The sequence below is a fragment of the Selenomonas sp. CM52 genome (genome assembly GCF_000292955.1).
Taxonomy (GTDB): Bacteria; Bacillota; Negativicutes; order Selenomonadales; family Selenomonadaceae; genus Selenomonas.
In genome coordinates, this window is the sequence record NZ_ALNM01000027.1 from 21,285 (window position 1) to 38,051 (window position 16,767).

Annotated in this window: 19 protein-coding genes and 1 other annotated feature (1 of these 20 cut by a window edge); of the genes, 6 read left to right on the forward strand and 13 right to left on the reverse strand. The window is 60.6% G+C overall.

Annotated elements, in window-relative coordinates:
• The first annotated feature begins 32 nt into the window (after positions 1 to 32).
• The 4 genes from HMPREF1153_RS06445 (at position 33) to HMPREF1153_RS06460 (ending at position 2,908) form a co-directional block, all read left to right on the forward strand.
• On the forward strand, positions 33 to 902 hold the full coding sequence (locus tag HMPREF1153_RS06445) for a metal ABC transporter ATP-binding protein (RefSeq protein WP_009646146.1): 870 nt from the start codon (positions 33 to 35) through the stop codon (positions 900 to 902).
• A complete protein-coding gene (locus HMPREF1153_RS06450; RefSeq protein ID WP_009646150.1) occupies positions 902 to 1,741 on the forward strand; it encodes a metal ABC transporter permease in 840 nt (279 codons plus the stop codon). Before HMPREF1153_RS06445 ends, HMPREF1153_RS06450 begins: the two co-directional genes overlap by 1 nt.
• A 63-nt stretch (positions 1,742 to 1,804) precedes the next feature.
• Positions 1,805 to 2,257, forward strand: coding sequence for a DUF3290 domain-containing protein (locus HMPREF1153_RS06455; protein WP_009646167.1), 453 nt, complete (start codon positions 1,805 to 1,807; stop codon positions 2,255 to 2,257).
• A gap of 12 nt (positions 2,258 to 2,269) precedes the next feature.
• The gene (locus HMPREF1153_RS06460) at positions 2,270 to 2,908 is read left to right on the forward strand and encodes a DUF421 domain-containing protein (RefSeq protein WP_009646156.1); all 639 of its coding nucleotides are present in this window, start codon (positions 2,270 to 2,272) and stop codon (positions 2,906 to 2,908) included.
• Between the two features lie 336 nt (positions 2,909 to 3,244).
• Here HMPREF1153_RS06460 and HMPREF1153_RS06465 read toward each other — a convergent pair whose 3' ends face one another.
• The 13 genes from HMPREF1153_RS06465 to relB form a co-directional block, all read right to left on the reverse strand.
• On the reverse strand, positions 3,245 to 3,823 hold the full coding sequence (locus HMPREF1153_RS06465; protein ID WP_037370113.1) for a hypothetical protein: 579 nt from the start codon (positions 3,821 to 3,823) through the stop codon (positions 3,245 to 3,247).
• An 11-nt stretch (positions 3,824 to 3,834) separates the two neighbouring features.
• Entirely contained in the window at positions 3,835 to 4,482 is a 648-nt protein-coding gene (locus HMPREF1153_RS06470; protein ID WP_009646147.1) for a CheB methylesterase domain-containing protein, read from the reverse strand.
• A 49-nt stretch (positions 4,483 to 4,531) separates the two neighbouring features.
• The gene (locus tag HMPREF1153_RS06475) at positions 4,532 to 4,744 is read right to left on the reverse strand and encodes a DUF951 domain-containing protein (RefSeq protein WP_006194016.1); all 213 of its coding nucleotides are present in this window, start codon (positions 4,742 to 4,744) and stop codon (positions 4,532 to 4,534) included.
• The gene (locus HMPREF1153_RS06480; RefSeq protein WP_009646122.1) at positions 4,741 to 6,123 is read right to left on the reverse strand and encodes an MFS transporter; all 1,383 of its coding nucleotides are present in this window, start codon (positions 6,121 to 6,123) and stop codon (positions 4,741 to 4,743) included. The genes HMPREF1153_RS06475 and HMPREF1153_RS06480 overlap by 4 nt, the downstream gene beginning before the upstream one ends.
• A gap of 80 nt (positions 6,124 to 6,203) precedes the next feature.
• Complete coding sequence (gene ychF / locus HMPREF1153_RS06485) at positions 6,204 to 7,310, reverse strand: redox-regulated ATPase YchF (protein WP_009646158.1); 1,107 nt, start codon at positions 7,308 to 7,310, stop codon at positions 6,204 to 6,206.
• Entirely contained in the window at positions 7,307 to 9,037 is a 1,731-nt protein-coding gene (locus tag HMPREF1153_RS06490; RefSeq protein ID WP_009646136.1) for an IS1096 element passenger TnpR family protein, read from the reverse strand. The genes ychF and HMPREF1153_RS06490 overlap by 4 nt, the downstream gene beginning before the upstream one ends.
• Positions 9,038 to 9,196: 159 nt before the next feature.
• A complete protein-coding gene (locus HMPREF1153_RS06495; protein WP_009646134.1) occupies positions 9,197 to 10,183 on the reverse strand; it encodes an asparaginase in 987 nt (328 codons plus the stop codon).
• A 25-nt stretch (positions 10,184 to 10,208) separates the two neighbouring features.
• Positions 10,209 to 10,769 (reverse strand): hypothetical protein, encoded by a 561-nt coding sequence (locus HMPREF1153_RS06500; protein WP_009646159.1) that lies wholly within the window; start codon positions 10,767 to 10,769, stop codon positions 10,209 to 10,211.
• Between the two features lie 69 nt (positions 10,770 to 10,838).
• Complete coding sequence (locus HMPREF1153_RS06505) at positions 10,839 to 11,219, reverse strand: ArsR/SmtB family transcription factor (protein ID WP_232208232.1); 381 nt, start codon at positions 11,217 to 11,219, stop codon at positions 10,839 to 10,841.
• 36 nt (positions 11,220 to 11,255) lie between these two features.
• Positions 11,256 to 13,196, reverse strand: coding sequence for a PTS fructose transporter subunit IIABC (locus tag HMPREF1153_RS06510; protein ID WP_009646149.1), 1,941 nt, complete (start codon positions 13,194 to 13,196; stop codon positions 11,256 to 11,258).
• 29 nt (positions 13,197 to 13,225) lie between these two features.
• A complete protein-coding gene (gene pfkB / locus HMPREF1153_RS06515) occupies positions 13,226 to 14,134 on the reverse strand; it encodes a 1-phosphofructokinase (protein WP_009646155.1) in 909 nt (302 codons plus the stop codon).
• A gap of 151 nt (positions 14,135 to 14,285) precedes the next feature.
• On the reverse strand, positions 14,286 to 14,549 hold the full coding sequence (locus tag HMPREF1153_RS06520; RefSeq protein ID WP_037370118.1) for a type II toxin-antitoxin system RelE family toxin: 264 nt from the start codon (positions 14,547 to 14,549) through the stop codon (positions 14,286 to 14,288).
• Complete coding sequence (gene relB / locus HMPREF1153_RS06525; protein WP_009646165.1) at positions 14,494 to 14,772, reverse strand: type II toxin-antitoxin system RelB family antitoxin; 279 nt, start codon at positions 14,770 to 14,772, stop codon at positions 14,494 to 14,496. The genes HMPREF1153_RS06520 and relB overlap by 56 nt, the downstream gene beginning before the upstream one ends.
• 292 nt (positions 14,773 to 15,064) lie before the next feature.
• Between relB and HMPREF1153_RS06530 the strand changes: the two genes are divergently transcribed.
• Positions 15,065 to 15,616, forward strand: coding sequence for a hypothetical protein (locus HMPREF1153_RS06530; RefSeq protein ID WP_009646153.1), 552 nt, complete (start codon positions 15,065 to 15,067; stop codon positions 15,614 to 15,616).
• A gap of 74 nt (positions 15,617 to 15,690) precedes the next feature.
• Positions 15,691 to 16,575 carry an Hsp33 family molecular chaperone HslO gene (gene hslO / locus HMPREF1153_RS06535; protein WP_009646162.1) on the forward strand — a complete coding sequence of 295 codons (885 nt, stop codon included), beginning with the start codon at positions 15,691 to 15,693 and terminating at the stop codon, positions 16,573 to 16,575.
• Between the two features lie 60 nt (positions 16,576 to 16,635).
• Positions 16,636 to 16,767: a binding site (T-box leader), on the forward strand (it continues 113 nt past the right edge of the window).

Here is a 16,767-nt window from a genome sequence, read left to right on the forward strand (position 1 = left end):
TTATCTATGCTTCCTTAGAAAGGGGCGTCTCCTTGTTCAAGAATATCTTGCATCACCGTGCGCGTTCCGCGGACGACAGCGGTCATCTCTGCTGCACGAAGATCGAAGACTTCGCCGTATCCTTTGGGCGCGTGGAAATCTTTTCGGGCGTGAACCTTCACGTCCACTGCGGACAGCTCACGGCGCTCATCGGGCCGAACGGCGCGGGAAAATCGACGCTCCTTCGCGCCATCCTCGGCGAAGTGCCGCACAAGGGGAGGCTTTCCTATGCGGACGCTGCGGGACGGCGCACGGGGCAGCCCGTCATCGGCTATGTGCCGCAGTACCTGCGCTTCGACGTCAGTTCGCCGACGAGCGTCATGGACATCTTCATGGCGTGCCTCTCGCGCCGCCCCGTCTGGCTCTTTCCTGCGAAGTCCTTGAGGCCGCGCGTCTTGAAGAGCCTCGCGCGCGTCCATGCCGAGCACCTTGTCGACCGACGGCTCGGCGCACTGTCGGGCGGCGAACTGCAGCGCGTGCTTCTTGCGCTCGCGCTCGATCCCGTGCCCGACCTGCTGCTCCTCGATGAGCCTGTTTCGGGCGTCGACCAGAACGGCTTGGAGCTTTTTTACAATATCGTTGCCGAGCTTCGCGCCCAAGAGGACATGGCGATCATTCTGATTTCGCACGATCTGAACCTCGTTGCAAAGTATGCCGACCAGGTCGTGCTGCTCGACCATAAAGTTGTCACGAGCGGCACGCCCGCTGAGGTCTTCGGCGATGCGCGGACGAAGAAGATCTTCGGTATGCTCGCGGGCGCAGCGCCGCAGAAAATGGAGACGGCGCCCGATGCGCTGCAGGATGAAGCTCTGATAAATGAGTCACTGCAGGTCGAGTCGGAGAAGGAAGGGGTGAGGCACTGATGGAAATCCTCTATACGCTTCTCGGCGCTCTGCCCTTCGACTGGCTGCAGCACGGCTTCATGAAGAACGCCTTTCTCGCCGTGCTGCTCGTGACGCCGCTCTTCGGGCTTCTGAGCACGATGGTCGTGTCGAACCGCATGGCGTTCTTCTCAGACTCTCTGGGACACGGCGCTTTCACGGGGCTTGCCGTCGGCGTGCTCTTGGGTTGGCTCTCGCCGCTCCTCTCGCTCGTCGCATTCTCCGTTGTCTTCGCGCTCCTCATCACCTACATCAAGAACCGCAGCAGCGCGTCGACGGACACGATCATCGGCGTCTTCTCGTCTACGGGCATCGCGCTCGGCCTCATGCTCATGAGCCGGGGCGGCGGCTTCAACAAATATTCCTCATACCTGATCGGCGATCTTCTTTCCATCTCGCCCGAGGAAATCGGCTCGCTCTTCTTCGTCTTTCTCGCCGTCGTCCTCGTCTGGGCTCTCGTGTTCAACTCGCTTCTCGTGCTCTCGATCAACGCGTCGTTCGCTAGAAGCCGAGGCGTCGCCGCCTTCCTCACGGAGGGGCTTTTTGCTTCCGTGCTCGCCGTCGTCGTCGCCGTCAGCATCCAGTGGGTCGGGCTTCTCATCATCAACTCGCTGCTCGTGCTGCCCGCAGCCGCCGCGAGAAATATCGCGCAGGACGTCAAGAGCTACCATCTGCTCTCCGTTGCCATCGCGCTCCTTTCGGGCGTTGCGGGACTCTTGCTCGCCTACTACTGCAACATGGCGGCGGGCGCGAGCATCGTCGTCGTCGCCGCCGCCGTCTTTTTCCTCACATTGCTGTTGAAACCGTACTTTGTGCGCTGAGGCTGCGCTCTCGCGGCAGTTCTTTTTTTGCGGCGGCTCACCGCACTATGGGAGGTGCTTTTCTTGCAGTTCTATACCTATGCTTACATCGTGCAGCACAGTCAGATCAACGACGCTGTACGGTACGGCGTGTCTTTTCTCATGCTTTTCGCGCTGCTCGTTGCCATCATCAAGTATTTTCGCAACCGTCTCGTCACGCGCTATCGCGACCTCATCGTCATCCTCTTCCTCGCCGTCGCCTTCCTGGGCGGTGCACAGTGGAATAGCTTCAGCCAGACGAAGAGTGATCGCGAGCAGACTTCGCGCATGGCGGGATTTTTGCACAATCTCGGCGAGGAGATGGAGGTGCCGCCCGAGGAGATTCGCACGAGTTCCACCCATCTCAAGCAGGGACTTCTCGTCGAAGCGGAGGGCAAGTATTACGAGATCACGTTCAACGGCGATTACACGTCCTTCAAGTACGAGGAGACGCATCTGATGACGCGTGACGTGAAGCTTGTTGACAAGGATTCTTAGGAGGGACGCGCAATGCTCACATATTCGCTGGTCTTGGCAAAACTTGCGCTCGGGCTTCTGTGCCTCGTGCTGCAGATGAATCTCCTCGGCAAGGGAAATCTCGCGCCTAGCTCCGCGACCGATCAGGTGCAGAACTACGTTCTCGGCGGCATCATCGGCGGCGTCATATACAACGAGAATATTTCTTTCATGGACTTCATCCTCGTGCTCATCGCTTGGACAATGCTCGTCCTGCTCCTGAAATACATGAAGTCGAACAGCAGCGCCGTCAAATCCTTCGTCGACGGACATCCCGTGCGCATCATCGAGCGCGGCAAGCTCGACGTCGAAGAGTGCATGAGGCGGGGACTCCTCGCGCACGACATCCATCTGAAACTGCGCACGGCGGGCGTCTATTTCGTCAAGGACGTCAAGCGTGCCGTTCTTGAGCCGAACGGTCAGCTCACGGTCATCCAGTACGGCGAGCAGAACGCACGCTATCCCGTCGTCGTCGACGGACAGGCAGATGAGGAAGCCTTGGAACTTGCCGACAAGGATCGGATCTGGCTCGACGCGGCGCTTCGAGAGCAGGGATATGAACTCAAGGATGTCTACATCGGCGAGTACAAGGAGGGCGCACTCACGGTCTATCCGTACGAGGCGCGGGCGTGAAAAGGCACGAAGGAGGAATGTGACGGATATTCAGGGGGGAAATAAGGTGGGAAGAGCGTATTATTCCAGTGAAATCCAAGGTTTTCTTGCATGTGAAGCAGATCAGATTTTGCCTATCGGGTTCTTCTGACGAGAGCGAGACAGGGACTGGTCATTTTCATACCGCAAGGTGACTTAAGTGATGCTACGCGTAGACCAGAATATTATGATGGAACATATAATTATCTGCGCAGGATCGGGATTTGTGAGATATAAGGGATTTGTAGAGAAGAAAACGAGCGACTGTATGAAACGGGGAGATGTCTCATACAGTCGCTCGTTTTTTTCGGAAGGAGGCTATGGCTTAAAGATATGACCACAGCGCATGCAGATGAAGAGTTTTTCCCACTCCGCAAGACGGCGCGTATATTCTTCCATGGCCTGATCATATTCTTCTTTCCGTGCGCGATTTTTCTTGTTTGTAGTTCTGCGGTCGTTCCAGAGTTTCCAAATGACGAGTGCCGCAGCGATATAGGTCAAGGTATTTTCCAGACCCGAGAGCTTTGAAAATTTGTAGGCCACTAGGCTTATGACAAGCGACAGGATTGGTAGCAGGCAACCAAAAGAAACGCAGCCAACCGTCATAGTGTCATGTTCAAGTTGCTTGAGCTTTGGCTCGGGCGGCGGAGCGATCTCACGGGCAAGATCCGTGACCGTGTAAGTTGGGCGCGTGACATCGCCGTAGACGGCATGCCGGCCGGTCTCTTCTGTTTTTTTCGAGCCGTCTGAATAGGTGGTTGTCGTCGTTTCTACGTCGTAGCCGACGATTTCCTTATGCGTTGCCGTTCCCGTGGCGTGGCCTCTCTTGTACATGAGAGGAACGGATACTGTGTTTTCACTGCCGCAGTTGGGGCAGGCGAGGTTGCTGATTTCCATAAAAGTCCTTTCTATCGCCCGCGCACGGCCTGCGTGATCGCGCCGGCCATCATCGCGAGCGGCAGTTGGCGTTCGACTGCTCCCAACTCGAAGGCCGCGCGCGGCATGCCGTAGACGACGCATGAGGTTTCGTCCTGACCGAACGTCATGGCGCCCGCGCGGCGCATGGCGAAGAGTCCCTTCGCGCCGTCCGCGCCCATGCCCGTGAGGATGACGCCGAGCGCTGCGTCGCCGACGAGTTCTGCGACGGTGAAGAAGAGGACGTCGGCGGACGGGCGCACCCAGTTCACGGGGTCGCCCTTCGTGCATGTGACGATGAGCCTGCCCGAGCGCCTTTCGAGCTTCATGTGCTGGCCGCCGGGCGCGATGTAGGCGGTCGAGTCCTTGATGGCTTCGCCGTCCTCGGCTTCTTTGACTGTGAGCTTCGATATGGCGTTGAGTCTGTGCGCAAAGTGGTTGCTGAAGATGGGCGGGATGTGCTGCACGATGACGATGGGAGGGAGCGGCGGCGCGAGGTTCTTGAGGATGGCCGCGATCGCTTCCGTACCGCCCGTCGAGGCGCCGATGGCGATCAGCTGCTTTTCCTTCGTCGATGCCGGAGGCATGGCGACAGGAAAAAGGCTCGTCTTGCCACTCTTATCGCTCTTGCCGCTTTCCATGTCGCTTCTCCTCCTTTCATTCATGCTTTTATCACCCGAAGGAATGGCTTTAAGTGTCCGGCTTTTCCTTGACCTCGCGCACGAGGCGCAGAAATTTCTCGCGCCCGATCTGTACGAAGCGCCCGCAGCCTTCGCATTTGAGGCCGAAGTCCGTGCCTGTGCGCAGGATGCGCCAGAGGTCGCTGCCGCACGGGTGGCGCTTCTTCATGCGCACGATGTCGCCCGGTTCATAGCGCTGCATGGCTGCACTCCTTTCCGTCATTCATATCCGCTCGCGTCCTCTTCGGCTGTTTTTCTCCTGCCGCGCATGAGCGAGGCGATGACGCCGGCAACGCATGAGACGGTCAGACAGGAGAAGATGAGGCGGATCGCCGCTGAAAGTTCCTCCGTCCAGTCGGCGGCTGCGGGAAGTGTCGCTTGTGCGAGCAGCAGGGTCACGACCGCCATGGAGACAGCCTGTCCCGAGAGGCGCATGACCGAGACCATGGAAGAGGCGACGCCGTAGAGCTTCTTGGAGACGGCACCCATGATGGCATTGTTGTTTGCCGGCGAGAAGAAGCCGAAACCGATGCCGATGATGACGCAGGCAGCTGCGATGAGGGGAAGCGGCGTCCCGGCATCGAAGAGCGAGCAGAAGAAGATGCCCGCGGTCGTCAGTGCCATGCCGAAGCTCGCGACGAGGCGCGGCTCGTGTTTGTCGGAGAGCGCTCCCGCGATGGGCGAGAGGATCGCCATCATCAAGGGCTGCAGGAGCAGGACGACGCCCGCCGTCGAAGCGTCGAGGCCGCGCACGAGCTGCAGGTAGAGCGAGAGCAAGAAGCCGATCGCATACGTCGCGCTGTAGTTCAAAAACGCGGCGAGGTTGCTCATGGCAAAGACCGTGTTTTTAAAGAGCGAGAGATGAAGGAGCGGCGTGCTCGCCCGCCGCTCTTGCCAAAGAAAGAGCGCGAGAAAGACGAGTCCCGCGAGCAGTACGAAACGCATCCAGGTGAAGGCGGCGAGAGAGGAAAGCCCGTAGAGCGTCAGCGTGCTCGCTGCCGTGTAGAAGATTGCGCCGGGCAGATCGAAGCCGCCTTCTCGCTCGCCGTACCAATCTTCTTTGATCGTGCGCACGAGCAGGCTGCTCACGAGGATGACGATGGCTGTGAGGACGAAGAGAAGCCGCCAGTCCAGGTGCTGCGTGACGAGACCACCGATCACAGGCCCCAAGGACAGTCCGACGTAGGTGGCGGCGGCGGAGTAGCCGATGGCGCGCCCGCGCTGCTTCGCGGGATGTGCCGCCACGAGGAGCGCCATGCCGCTCGAAAAGACGAGTCCTAGGGACAGTCCCTGCAGGGCGCGCATGGCGATGAGGAAGGAGACCGAGGGGGAAAACGCCGCGACGAAGGAGACGGCGGCCATCGCCGCCGTGCCGATCGCGTAGATGCGACATCGGCCGAGGATGTCCGCCATGCGGCCAAAAGGCAGGAGCAGGGCGACGGCACCCAAGAGGAAGGCGGTCGCGAGCCACGAGAGATCCGTCGCGAGGCACGAGAACTCCACGGCGATCGTCGGGATGGCGATGTTGATGCAGCTGCCGAGAAACGGCCCCATGAAGGACGTGAGCAGGACTGCCGCAAAGATCCGCTTTTGTGCTGTCATGGCCGCCGCCTCCTATTGCGATAGAAATAGATCGGGGAAGCGGCGCACGCGCCCCGTCCCCAGTATCACGCGCTGCAAACTCACACGTTGAAGCGGAAGTACGTCACGTCGCCGTCCTGCATCACATAGTCCTTGCCTTCGAGGCGCACCTGCCCCTTTTCGCGGGCGGCCGCCGTGCTGCCCGCAGCGACGAGGTCGTCGTAGTTGACGATCTCCGCGCGGATGAAGCCGCGTTCGATGTCGGAGTGAATCTTGCCCGCCGCTTTGGGCGCTGTCGTGCCGCGCACGATCGTCCAGGCGCGGCACTCGTCCGGCCCTGCCGTCAGGAACGTCAAGAGTCCCAGAAGCTCGAACGCCGCCTTGATCAGACGGTCGAGTCCGCTTTCCGTAAGGCCGAGTTCTTCGAGGAAGGCCTTCGCATCTTCTGCGTCGAGTTCGGCGATTTCCGACTCTACGCGCGCCGAGACGACGACGACTTCCGATCCTTCCTTTGCCGCGTAGTCGCGCACGGCGGCGACGTGCGCATTTCCCGCGCCGTCCTTTGCCGCCTCGTCCTCGGCGACGTTGGCGACGTAGAGCATGGGCTTCAAGGTCAGGAAGTTCATCTCGCGGATGAGCGATAGCTCGTCCTCCGTGAGATCGAGGCTTCTGGCCGACTTGCCCTCTTCGAGGCAAGCCTTGATGCGGCGCAGCACCTCGTCCTCCGCTTTCGCCTCCTTGCTGCCGCTCTTGGCGAGCTTGGCGAGCTTCATGATGCGCTTTTCGAGGACTTCGAGATCGGCGAGGCACAGCTCCGTCAAGATCGTCTCGATGTCGCGCACGGGGTCGATTGTCGCCGCGACGTGCGTGATGTTCGTATCCTCGAAGCAGCGCACAACGTGGGCGATGGCATCGACCTGCCGGATGTGCTCGAGGAACTTGTTGCCGAGTCCTTCGCCCTTCGACGCGCCAGCGACGAGGCCGGCGATGTCGACGAAGCGCACGGAGGCGGGTGTCGTCTTCTTCGACTGGTACATCTCGTGCAGCACCGCAAGGCGAGCGTCGGGCACGTCGACGACGCCGACGTTCGGCTCGATCGTGCAGAAGGGATAGTTCGCCGCTTCTGCGCCCGCCTTCGTAATCGCGTTGAAAAGGGTGCTCTTGCCGACATTCGGCAGACCTACGATACCTACGTCCAGATTGCTCAATGTGATTTCTCCTTGTTCCTGTCTTTCAAAAAAATGACTTTTTGGCGTGAGGCCTTCTTGCGCTCTTCTTTTTTTGCGCGTGCTGCTTGCTGTCGCTCCTTGATCTCGTTCGTCGTGAAGCCGCGGTTCGCGACGGAGCGCGTGCTGTCGTGCAGTCGGTTCAGCAGGCGGCGCAGGGTGACGTCCTGTTCCTTCGTCAGAGCGTCAAAATAGCCGTCGTCCTTAAGCATGTCGCGCACGAAGGAAACGGGAGCGCCCGCGAGCAGTGTCCAATGGATGTGCCGCATGATTTCCACGGTTTCCTCCTCATCGTAGGAGAGCGTTTCGTGGAAGAAGAGACCCAGCGCCTGCTCGTCGTTCGGATCGGAAAGCGCAAGCCCCTGTGCGAAGAGAGGGATTTCCTCTGTGGCGGGGATGTAGAAGTCGCCGTCGCCCTGCGATTCCAGGATGACGCGGATCTCCTCTTCGTCCAGCCCTTCGGAGATGAAGACGTCGCCTCGCTGCCAGTAGCCGGCGAGGAACTCGGGCGGAATCTTTTCCATTTCCTTTTTGAGTTCCGCAGGCTTCAGGTCGCCGATGCCGCCTTGGTTGTAGATGCGGCACAGGATGTCGAGCGGCGTCACGCTGTAGAGGACGTTCGCCGTGAGAATCGTGTTGATGAGCCATGTGCGCCTTCTGCGCCTGTTGTACAGCTCCTCGCCCATGTCCACGGCGAAGGGGATGAATCCTGCGGCGACATCGCGCGAGATGACGAGTTCAAATTCGGGCGTTTCGGCGATGTAGCCCGCAGTCGAAAGGGTCTCGAAGTTGTGCTGCGGTTCTTCCTCGAAGTCGTCAAGGTTCGCGAGCAGCTGCTGCAGGGAAAGGACCTCTTCGTCGCTCAGGCAGAGGAAGTACTCTTCCATGACGCGAGGATCGAGCATCTGCTTCGTCAGCTGACGGATGATGTCCTGCTTGCGCATGCCGTGGCGCACCTCGATGCCCTTTTGATCGGCAATCGAGAGCAGCTCTTCCTTGGCGAAGCCTGCGAACATGTCGCGAAGCGTCGGCGGCACGCGCTCTTCGTCCTCCGTATCCTGCAGGCGCTGGTGAAAGACCGTGGAAAAGAAGGTCTTCTGCGCTTCCGGCGTGGCGTTCGTCCCCTCGATGGAGCGCATCTTGTACTTGTAGGCGGAAAAGCCGTATCTCCCCGCCTCCATATCCTCGTACAGCTTTGCCAGCGGGCGATCCTCGTAGCGCCGTCGGTCAAGGCGGCACCAAAGGGCGAGCTTCTCGTTCACGGCGTCCATGTCGTAGCGGACGCTGTCTTCCGCATCTTTCGCGCCTTCGAGTACTGCTGCCGCCGTGCGCGCACCGCTCCATTCGAGCACCTGCGGCGCTCTGCCGCTCCACGGCTCGACAATCTTTTCCAGATGCACGTCGTGGCGCATTTCGCGCCGGTTTGCGTAGAGGTAAAGAAAAGCGCCCGCACGTTCCAGATGGCAGCAGATTTGCACCACGGCAGCTTCTTTCAGGCGCTCGCCATGCGCCTGCTCTTCCGACAGTTCGGTGATGACCATCTTCTTGTGCGGCAGCAGGAAGGAGAACACCGTTTCCTTCTCCCAACCCATCGCCAGGTTGAAGACGAGTGCGAGCTGTGAAAACGTCAGCTCCTCGGGCACGAGAACGCGCCGCCAAACCTCCGGCGACTGTCCGCGCAAAGCGATTTTCAACTCATAGGCCTTCATGTAACTCTCCCTTCGGACGGCACACGACCCCAAATCATACTCTCTCTATTATACTCCATCGCGGGCAGTTATTCCAGTGGGACGCACAAGACTTCTTCACGCGTCTTTTGGGGAAAGGGCTTTCATGCGCTGTTGTCTGTGCATGAAAGCCCTTTTGTGTCAATATTCGCGGAACATGCGCCGGATTTCGTCGCGGTCGTTTGTCTTTAAGAGCGCGAGAGCGAGCAGGATGCGCGCCTTGGCGGGCGGCAGCGTGTCGGCGTCGATGAAGCCCGCGTCCGCGTAGGCGCTCTCGGCGAAGAGAACTGCACCCGCGCCCGTGCGGCTCGCGCGCACGATGGGGATGCCTTTCCCTGCTGCGTCGGCGAGCGTCGCGAGCAGCGCTTCGTGTATGCTGCCGTTGCCTGTACCCGCATGGACGATGCCCGCCGCGCCGCTGTCGATGGCGGCGCGGGCGAGGCGGGCGTCCGCGCCCGCATGGCCGTAGAGGATCGGTACATAGGGAAGAGCCGTCACGCCCGCAAGGTCGAATTCGCTCTCGCGTGTATGGCGCGTGAGCACGCGTCGGCGAAAATGCGGTATCCCTTCTTCCATGCGGCCGAGCGCGCCGACATCGGGCGAGGCGAACGCCTGCACGGCCGTCGTATGCACCTTTTGGATGTCGCGTGCGCTGTGGATTTCGCCGTTCAGCACGACGAGCGCACCCTGTCCGTGCGCTTCGGGGCTGGCGGCAAGTCGCACAGCGTCGAGGAGGTTCAGGGGGCCGTCAGCGGATAGCGCCGTCGCGGGACGCATCGCGCCCGTCAGGACGACGGGATTTTCGCTCTTTACGACAAGCTGCAGGAAGTACGCTGTCTCTTCGAGCGTATCCGTGCCGTGCGTGACGACGACACCCGCCGCGCCCGCTGCGAGCGCCGCCTCGATGCGGGCGGCAAGATGCAGCCAGACTGCCTCCGTCATGTCCTTGCTGTCGATGGCGGAGACCTCCTCACTGTCGATGGCGCAGACGTCTGCAATTTCGGGCACGGCGGCGAGAAGTTCGTCCGCGCCGAGTGCGCCCGCGCGGTAGCCTGTGAGCGCATCGGAACGCGCCGCCGCGCCTGCGATCGTGCCGCCCGTCGTCAGTATGCAGATTTTCGGCTTCATGCGAATTCTCCTTTCCTCGTGCGCGTCAATGCAGCGCAGCGCCCTTGAGCGCGAGCGGAATCTCCCAGACGACGGCGGCCTTCTCGCGCATCTCGGCGGGACTCATGCGCTGCCAGATGCTTTGCACGCGCGCGGCGAAGTCCTGCGGCGCGAGAGGCGCTTCCAAGGCGGAAAGCGTGTGGCGGTGCAAAAAATCGGCGAACGGGGCGGGCATCTGCGCCTCGCGCTGTGCGAGCAGCAGGGAAAGCCGCGCGTCGACGAGGCAGAGGTGCAGCGATGCTCTCGCGAGCGACTCCTCTGACGGCAGATGCTCGTTGGAAAGACCGCCGAAGGAAAGCGGCGCGTCCCCCCAGCCGTCCTTGAAGATGCCGGGAATCCGATAGAGAAGGAAGAGGACGCCTTCCTTCTCGTAGAGGGCAAGCTCCATCTCTCCCGTGCGAAAGGCCTCGATGGCGATGATGTCGCTCTTGGCGAGCTGCAAAATGAACATCGCGCCGTTCGCATCGACTTGAAAAAGTCCGCCCTCGCCTTGCTGGCGGATGGGCAGGGGAAACTTCTCGCCGATTTGAAAATCTGTATATGACATGGAATCCTCCTTTACTTTTTATGGAAAACAGGCGCAAGGCAAGCACGCTTGCCTTGCGCCTGTTTTTTCTTATCGCGGGCATGAGATGCGTCCGACTCGTTCAACTGTGTGGTGCAGTTCTTCGACGAGCGGCGTCTCGGCCGCGCGGTAGTACATCTCCTTGCCTTCGCGCCGCGAGGTGATGAGGCCGCTCGCCTTCAAGAGCCGCAAGTGGTGCGAGATCGCCGGACTCGACATCTGCATGTAAGCGGCGATGTTGATCACACATTCCTCGTAATGGCACAGGAACCAGAAGATATGCAGCCGCGTCGCGTCGCCGAGCTGCTTCATGGCCGCCGATACCGTGGCGAGCGTATCCGCATCGGGCATGTGCGGCAGGGCGGCTCCTTGATGGCCGTGATCGTGCGGCAGGCGCACGGGAGTTTCCTGCATGGTTTCCAGTCCCTTCAAGTGAATTTCAGCGTGTGCCGTCCTTCTTCAGTGCCGTCATTCCTCGACCTTCTTCTTGACGATGCCGAGGCAGAGCGCGCTGAGGACGGCGCCGGCGAAAATCGCGACGAGATAGAGCAGCGGGTTGCCGATCGTCGGCACGACGAAGATGCCGCCGTGCGGGGCGCGCAGCGTGCAGTCGAAGAACATCGACAGGCCGCCCGCTGTCGCCGAGCCGATGACGCACGACGGAATCACGCGCAGGGGGTCGGCCGCCGCAAACGGGATCGCACCCTCCGTGATGAATGAAAGCCCCATGATATAGTTGACGACGCCCGATTTCCTCTGCTGCTCCGTGAAGCGGCTCTTGAAGAACGTCGTCGCAAGAGCGATGGCGATCGGCGGTACCATGCCGCCCGCCATGACCGCTGCCATGATGCCGTATTCGCCCGATACGAGCATGCCCGTGCCGACGACGTACGCCGCCTTGTTCACGGGACCGCCCATGTCAACCGCCATCATGCCGCCCATGAGGATGCCGATGAAGATGCGGCTCGACGTGTCCATGCCCTTCAATGTTTCGATCATCCAGTTGTTGATGCCGGCGACGGGCGGGTTGATCACGAAGATCATGATGACGCCCACGAGGAAGACGCCGAGGAGTGGATAGAGAAGCACGGGCTTGATGCCTTCCAACGAGTGCGGCAGATCGGCGAAGACCTTCTTGAGCGCATTGACGACGTAGCCCGCGACGAAGCCTGCGATGAGCGCCCCCAAGAAGCCCGCGCCGCTCGAAGAGGCGAGCGCGCCGCCCACGAAGCCGACGGCGAGTCCCGGCCTGTCCGCGATGCTCATGGCGATGAAGCCTGCGAGCACGGGCAGCATGAAGCCGAAGGAGATGCCGCCGATGTCCATGAAGGTCTTGGCGTACCAGAGATTTGAGCCGAAGTTGCCGGGGTTGGCGGGGTCGAAGGTGTCGAGGAGGAAGGCGAGGGCGATCAAGATGCCGCCGCCGATGACGAACGGCAGCATGTGCGAGACGCCGTTCATCAGATGCTTGTAGATTTGGCGCGTGATGCTCTCGTCATCTGCCGCGCTTTCCTTCGCTGCAGCCGCGCCGCCCGCATGGTGGTAGATCGGCGCTGTGCCGGAGAGTGCCTCGTCCAAGAGCGCGTCCGCCTTGTTGATGCCGTTCGCGACCTTCGTCTGAATGACGGGCTTGCCGTCAAAACGCGCCATCTCCACGTTCTTGTCCGCCGCGACGATGATGCATGCGGCGTCGGCGATTTCCGCCGCCGTCAGGATATTCTTTGCGCCGCCTGAGCCGTTCGTTTCCACCTTGATGGGGATGCCGCGCTTCTTCGCGTGCTGCTCCAGGCTTTCCGCCGCCATGAAGGTGTGGGCGATGCCCGTCGGGCACGCCGTGACGGCGAGGATCTTCTTGGTGATTGCCGCAGGAGCCGCAGTGCTTTCGACTGGTGCGGCTGCCTGTGCGCCGGCTTCTGCTGCGGCGGGCGCAGGCTCTGCCGCAGCCTCGAATTTGCCATCTTCCTTCGCGTCGATGAGCGAGAGGAACTCTTCCTTCGACTTCGCCGCGACCAAAGCTTCCTTGAAGTCGGGATCCATGATCATCGTCGCGAGTTTGCTCAGGACTTCGAGATGCACATCGGCTGCTGTGTCTGGCGCGGCGATTTCAAAGAAGAGGCGCGAGGGATTGCCGTCCATCGCCTCGAAATCCATACCCGCCGGCACCGTCATCGCTGCAAGCCCCGGCGCCTTGACGCCCGCGCTCTTGGCGTGCGGCGTCGCGATGCCGTCGCCGAGTCCCGTCGTGCCCGACGCTTCTCGTGCGAGCACGTCCTTTTCGTACTGCGCCTTGTCCGAGAGATTGCCGCCCTTTTCCATCAGTCCCGTCAAGATGGCGATGGCGTCACGCTTGTCCTTCGGTTGTGCGCCGAGCATGATGCTCTCGCTCTTCAATAAGTCCGTAATACGCATATCGACCGCTCCTTTCTTTCAGCCGGCGTTCAGCCGATGGCCTTCAATAGCGCCTCGACTTCGGGGCGCCGTGCGAGGTTTTCGGAAAATGCCGACGCAGAGCCTGTCGCGACGCCCATGAAGAAGGCGTCACGCCACGAGCCGCCCGACTCCTCGTAGCCGGCGAGGAAGCCCGCGACCATCGAATCGCCCGCGCCGACAGAGTTCACGAGCGTTCCCTTGGGCGCGGGACTCTTGAAGGATTCTCCGCTTTCCGTCAGGAAGAGCGCGCCTTCGCCCGCCATCGAGATCAGCACGTTCTTCGCGCCCATCTCCTGCAGCTTCTTCGCGTGCGCGATCAGCTCCTCTTCTGTCTTGAGCTCCGTATCGAACATCTCGCCGAGTTCGTGGTTGTTCGGCTTGATGAGCCACGGCCCGTACTTCAAGACCTTGAGGAGCAGCCCCTTCGTCGCGTCGACGATGATGCGGATGGAGCGTCCTCCGAGTCGTTCCATGATGCGCTCATAGATGTCGTCGGGCAAAGTGTTCGGTATGCTGCCCGCCAGGACGAGCGTATCGCCCGCCTGGAGCTGTTCAAGCTTTTGGAAAAGCTCCTCCTGCGCCGCCTCTGTAATTTGCGGCCCTTGTCCGTTGATTTCCGTCTCTTCCTTCGCCTTGATCTTCACGTTGATGCGCGAAAATCCTTCTGCGAGGTGTACGAAGTCCGCCTCGCAGCCGAAGCTCTCGAACTGCTTTTTGACAGCCTCGCCCGTAAATCCCGCCACGAATCCCAGCGCACGGCTCGCGTGGCCGAGGTTCTTCAAGACCATCGACACGTTCAGTCCCTTGCCGCCGGGCAGGATATGCTCGTACGTCACGCGGTTGATCTCGCCTTTTTCGAGCGAGTCGAGCCGCAGGATGTAGTCGAGCGACGGGTTGAATGTCACGGTGTAAATCATATTCTTCACCTCAATCCAATATGACACCGATTATCACGATTTCAGTATACCTTAGGGACGGATGAAAAGGCAAGAAGAATCGAAGTCTTTTGCGTCTGGGACCTTCGCGGCAAAGGCGTGTGCGGCAGATCGTTATGCTCTCGTCTGCACGTCAATACACCTCGCGCCTGTGCCCGAGGGCGAGGGCGAGGATGACGAGCCGCTCGTCCTCGATGGCGCAGATCAGACGGTAGTCGCCGATGCGGTAGCGCCATTCGCCCTTGTGGTTACCCGTGAGTGCCTTGCCGTGTGCACGAGGATTTTCCGAGTTCGTGAGATTTTTGGCAATCCAGCCGCGAATGATGCGGCGCGTATAGCTGTCAAGCTTCTTGAAATCCCGATCGAAGGCGGCGGTCGTCTGCACCGTATACGTCATCTTCAAGATCCAGCTCCTTCCACAACTCCTCAATCGGTCTTGCCTGCTTGCCGCTGCGCAGATACTCCTCATACGCCTCGTCGGCAAGCGCGATGTCGTACTCGTCCTCGATCTTTTCGAAGAGCGCCCGCTTGAATGCTTCGGCGAGCGAGAGCGAATGCAGCTTCGCGTAGCTTTCGGCGAGCGCCCGCTCCGTGTCCGTCAGTCGGATTGAAAAGCTCATTTCCATCACTCCTTTCGTTGATTACAATGTACTACATCGGTATGAGACTGTCAATTCCCTTCCTTATAAATAATCCGTGCGGGCGCAGGTGGCGGCACGATTTTCCTTGAATCCCCGCTCCGTTGTGCTATAATGGAGCTTACTATGAAAGTCCAAGAAGTCAAGCCCGAAGGGCGCAGACTGATTGGGTAACTTTCATTAAGGGCGGCGCACAATGTCCACGAAGTGGATGTTTGTGCGTGTAGTTTGCACATTGAAATAGTGGCTTGGATAGTCTTTGGGGAGGCGTCTTTTGACCTTGTGGCATGACTTTTTGCGCGGCCTTGCGCTTGCCGGCGTATTTTTTGTGACGAGCGCAGGCGTCTGTCTGGCGAACCATGCGGTGCGTGTTTCGGATCTCGATGCGGCGGCCTTTGTCGCGCGTTACAACGATACGGCTCAGCGCGAGGATTCCGTCGTGCGCCTTGCTGCGCCGTTTCTGTCGAACGACGTGAAGCTCAAGAATTACCGCGTCTATGAGGCCGAACTCCTCGGCATTGAGGAGAAGGGGAGGCTTTTTTTGAACGTCAACGAGGCGGGGGCGCTTTCGAGCATCGTCATGAAGAGCGAAAAGGCCCCTGCGCCGCGCTCTTTGGCTCTGCGGCGCGTACTGGCGCTCGCATTGGAATCGCTGGGGCTGACGGAGGCGGAGCGTGCGGACTTCTTCAGCTCGGAAGAGAAGTCACCGGACAAGGGCGGCGCGCTGCGCCATGCGTGGTGCAAGGCGGCGGGGCGCAAGATCATCGCTTTCTACGACGCCGTCCATGCGCCCGACATCCTTGTGCTCTACGCATGGGATGAATGATGAATATAAGAGATAAGGCGGGTGGATACGCTGTGTGTCCACCCGCCTTGCTTGAAGAAGGAGGAATTTTCCCGATGAAAGATACCTTGGTCAAGGCGATGGCGGGCGACTTCCGCATTTATGCGGCGCGCACGACGCATCTCGTCGGCGAAGCCGTGCGCCGCCACGACTGCCTGCCCGTCGCGGCGGCGGCTCTCGGCCGCACGATGACGGGGGCGCTGCTCCTCGCGGCGAACCTCAAGAACGAGGAGGCGCTGACCGTGAAGTTCGCGGGCGCAGGTCCCTTGGGCGCCATCGTGGCGGATGCCGTGCCCGAGGGCTTCGTGCGCGGCTATGTCGAGCATCCTCACGTAAATCTGCCGCTGAACGCGAAGGGAAAGCTCGACGTCGGCGCGGGTGTCGGCACGGGACTCTTGACGGTCACGCGCTTCACGGGACTCAAGGATCCTGTCGCCGGCTCGTCCGAGATCGTCACGGGCGAGATCGCCGAAGACTTGACGCGATACCTGTATGATTCGGAGCAGACGCCGTCTTCCGTCGCGCTCGGCGTGCTCGTTGCGCCCGATCTTTCGGTGCTGGCGGCTGGTGGCTTCTTCGTGCAGCCGTTGCCGGGCGCGTCGGAGGAATCGCTTTCCCAGTTGGAGGAGAATCTTGCCGCGCTTCCCGCCGTCTCCGACATGGTGCATCAGGGCATGACAGCGCACGAGATTGCCGAGCGCGTCATGCAGGGCTTGGGCGAAATGCAAGTCCTCGCCGAGACTGACCTCGCCTTTCGCTGCTCATGCTCGAAGGAGCGCGTTGAGTCCGTGCTTCTGAGCCTAGGTACAGCGGATCTCGCGTCCCTCGTTGCCGACGGCAAGGCGGAGGTCTGCTGTCACTTCTGCGGCGAGAAGTACGCGTTCACGCGCGAGGATTTGGAGGCGCTGCTCGCCGAGAAGGAGCGAGCGGCGAAGGGGTGAACGGCAAGGGAGCGTCGCCGCATCTTGCCAAAATGCCATTCTTATGGTATCCTTTTGTCGGTAAAGGCGATGAGGAAGAGGAGTACGCTGCAAGCGCCGCTTCAGAGAGGGGATGGCTGGTGAGAATCCCTGCGGCGGGCGGCGGAAGGTCGCTTCGGAGCTTTCGGGCTGAAGCCGCATGGCATATTTTGC